The sequence below is a fragment of the Lunatimonas salinarum genome (assembly GCF_017811155.1).
GTDB lineage: Bacteria > Bacteroidota > Bacteroidia > Cytophagales > Cyclobacteriaceae > Lunatimonas > Lunatimonas salinarum.
Genome location: NZ_JACVCV010000050.1, coordinates 1 through 2,682 on the forward strand (window position 1 = coordinate 1; position 2,682 = coordinate 2,682).

Genomic DNA, 2,682 nt, shown 5'->3' on the forward strand with positions numbered 1-2,682 from the left:
CTTGCTAACGCTTCGGGGCGTTACCCCCGCACGTAAGGGACTTGCACCCTCTGGAATATTATGGTATCTTCGATACCAGATGCCCATGCCGGGCACACACAGCACCTACCCAAAAGTGGCGGTTCAGTGGTTAAATCAAGCTTTATGCTTCTATCAAAGTTTCTGCTTGGTTGACAGTGAAGTGCTCCGAAATCGCCACCTTCGGGTAGCTGCAAAACGTTGAACAAAACCTCCTACGTCGGTAGTTTTTGACTTTTTATCTATTAACGTTCTTATTTTTAGGTAAATAGCTTATTTTTATTCCATGTATAATCTTTAAACTCTATTAATCATGGAAAAAAAAGCCTACGTCTGCAGATGTATCAGGAGATGCAGATCAGAAACTACTCTCCAAGAAGTATCGAAAATTATATTGCCCAGGTAGCGTCTGTCTCCGGCCATTTTGGAAAAAGTCCGGACAAGATCAGCATATCCGAGCTAAAGGAGTATCTATTCCACAAGGTTGAGACGAAAGACCTGTCGGCCTCCAGTGTAAACCAGACCATCAGTGCCTTCAAAATTCTTTTCACGGATGTTCTCGGCAGGGAATGGGACCCGGCAAAGATCAAACGGCCCAGACGCCCGAAGCCCCTCCCCGTCGTCTTTTCCAAAGAGGAGGTGTTCCATATCCTGGACAGAATCATAAACAGGAAACATTATTGCCTGGTTGCGCTCGCCTACGGTTCCGGACTGAGGCTGGGTGAGTTGGTTGCCCTCAAGTTTGGCGACATCGACGGCAACAGGATGCAGTTGAGAGTCCGCGGGGGCAAGGGCAACAAGGACCGGTATACCCTGCTGTCCGGGGAGCTGCTGGAAAAGCTCCGGGAGTATTACAGGTATTACAGGCCCAAAACCTTTCTTTTTGAAGGACGGACAGCCGGCAAGGCCTACAGCAAAAGAACTGTCCAGGAGCTGTTCAAAAAGATTCTTAAGGAAAGCGGTATAAAGAAGGATGCCAGTTTCCATACCCTCCGGCATACATTTGCCACCCACCTTCTGGAACAGGGCACCAACATCAGGGTGATCCAGGAACTTTTGGGGCACAGATCCCTGAGGACGACCTCGGTTTACCTTCATGTGACCAATTTCGATCCCTCGAAAATCAAAAGTCCACTGGATGGCCTGTGATGGAAACGGTCAACAGAAGGAACGGGGGGGCGGAGCTTTCCGATATTCTGGGATCCCAGAAGGAAAAATTTCTGGGCACGGGAAGGCTTTGCCCGGAGCAGGCGAAGGCATACAATGACATATTGGAGTGCAGGACCGCAAGTATGGGCAGCCACACGCTCACCTGCGACGGCTGCGGCCACATCAGGGTAAGTTACAACAGCTGCCGTAACCGCCACTGCCCCAAGTGCCAGTATGTAAAACAGCTTGTGTGGGTGGAAAAGCTGAAGTGCAGAATGCTCCCGGTAAGGTATTTTCACGTGGTTTTCACGATACCGGAATTCCTAAAGCCGCTGTTTTACCTCAACCAGCGGGAATGCTACGGGATGCTCTTCGCCGCCTCGGCCCTGGCGGTGAAGAAGGCGGCATCGAATCCTGCCTTCCTGGGTGCGGACAGCGGCTGCCTCTCGGTACTCCACACATGGGGTCAGGCGCTAAACTACCACCCCCATATCCATATGCTGATACCGGCCGGAGGGCTCGACCCCGACCAAATGGAATGGGTGGCTGCCAACAAGAAGTTTTTTGTACCCGTGAAGGCACTCTCCAAGATATTCAGGGGCGTATTCATGGAAAAGCTTTTCCAAGCTTTGGGCGCAGAACTGCTCAGGATACCTGAAAAACAGAAAGGCATGTACACCGTCCCGGAACTCTTGAAAAAGGAAGCCTATTCGAAGATGTGGCATGTCTATATCAAAAAGACGTTCAAGGGGGCCAACCAGGCAGTTGGTTATCTGGGCAGGTACACCCACCGGGTGGCCATCAGCAACAGCCGGATACTGGCCGTCGGGGACGGCACGGTAAAGTTCAGGTGGAAGGATTACCGGGACGGCAAAAGCAAAACCATGGAACTTCCAGGTGCCGAATTTACCCGCAGGTTCATGCAGCATATACTCCCCAGCGGGTTTTACAAGATAAGATACTACGGGATCATGTCTTCGGCGAACAGCAAGACCAAAATGGATGACTGTTTCAGGCTGCTAAACGTGGCAAGGTTCATTTCCTTTTACGAGGGGTTGTCCACCTATGAGATTTTGGAGGAAATACTGGGCAGGGGCCTGTTCATGTGTGGAGAATGCGGTACCGGCAGGATGGTTTACGGCCTCGCCGGGGAAAAGGGCAGGGATCCCTGAAGGCGCCCTGTGAAAAAACGTTCTTTGAAAACATGGGGAAAAAATGAAGACGGATCAGCGTTAATGGGAAAGGACTGCCCTTAGCGAACCGGAAATATCCGAGATCTGGGCGTTTCAATAATCTATGCGGATGTCTTGGTCACCAAACCGCAAAAATGACCCAAAAAGGGAAACATAAATGCCCATAGACAGGCCTCCGGTTTCGTCCAACTAAGTTTTAACCGCAATCTAGGAAGCCGCAAACCAGATAGTAATTTTTTTTGGCTAGATTGCGTTTAAAACTCTTTACGTTAGGCTCCAGCAAAAGAACGTTCAAAAGCAATTTGTTATTTAAAATTTTGAT

Annotated in this window: 3 protein-coding genes; all 3 read left to right on the top strand. The window is 49.9% G+C overall.

Translation table 11 applies throughout. The annotated features are described in order from the left end of the window. A partial coding sequence (locus tag IAQ59_RS21645) for a hypothetical protein (RefSeq protein WP_209332944.1) occupies window positions 1-223 on the top strand: 223 nt, incomplete at its 5' end. A 134-nt stretch (window positions 224-357) separates the two neighbouring features. Further along, complete coding sequence (locus IAQ59_RS21650) at window positions 358-1,167, top strand: tyrosine-type recombinase/integrase (protein ID WP_209332942.1); 810 nt, start codon at window positions 358-360, stop codon at window positions 1,165-1,167. After that, window positions 1,167-2,339, top strand: coding sequence for an IS91 family transposase (locus IAQ59_RS21655; RefSeq protein WP_209332943.1), 1,173 nt, complete (start codon window positions 1,167-1,169; stop codon window positions 2,337-2,339). The genes IAQ59_RS21650 and IAQ59_RS21655 overlap by 1 nt, the downstream gene beginning before the upstream one ends. Window positions 2,340-2,682 lie beyond the last annotated feature (343 nt).

Bases quoted from the DNA above. Each gene is read 5' to 3' on its own strand.
- IAQ59_RS21655 (WP_209332943.1), top strand. From the start codon at position 1,167: ATGGAAACGGTCAACAGAAGGAACGGGGGGGCGGAGCTTTCCGATATT.
- IAQ59_RS21650 (WP_209332942.1), top strand. From the start codon at position 358: ATGTATCAGGAGATGCAGATCAGAAACTACTCTCCAAGAAGTATCGAA.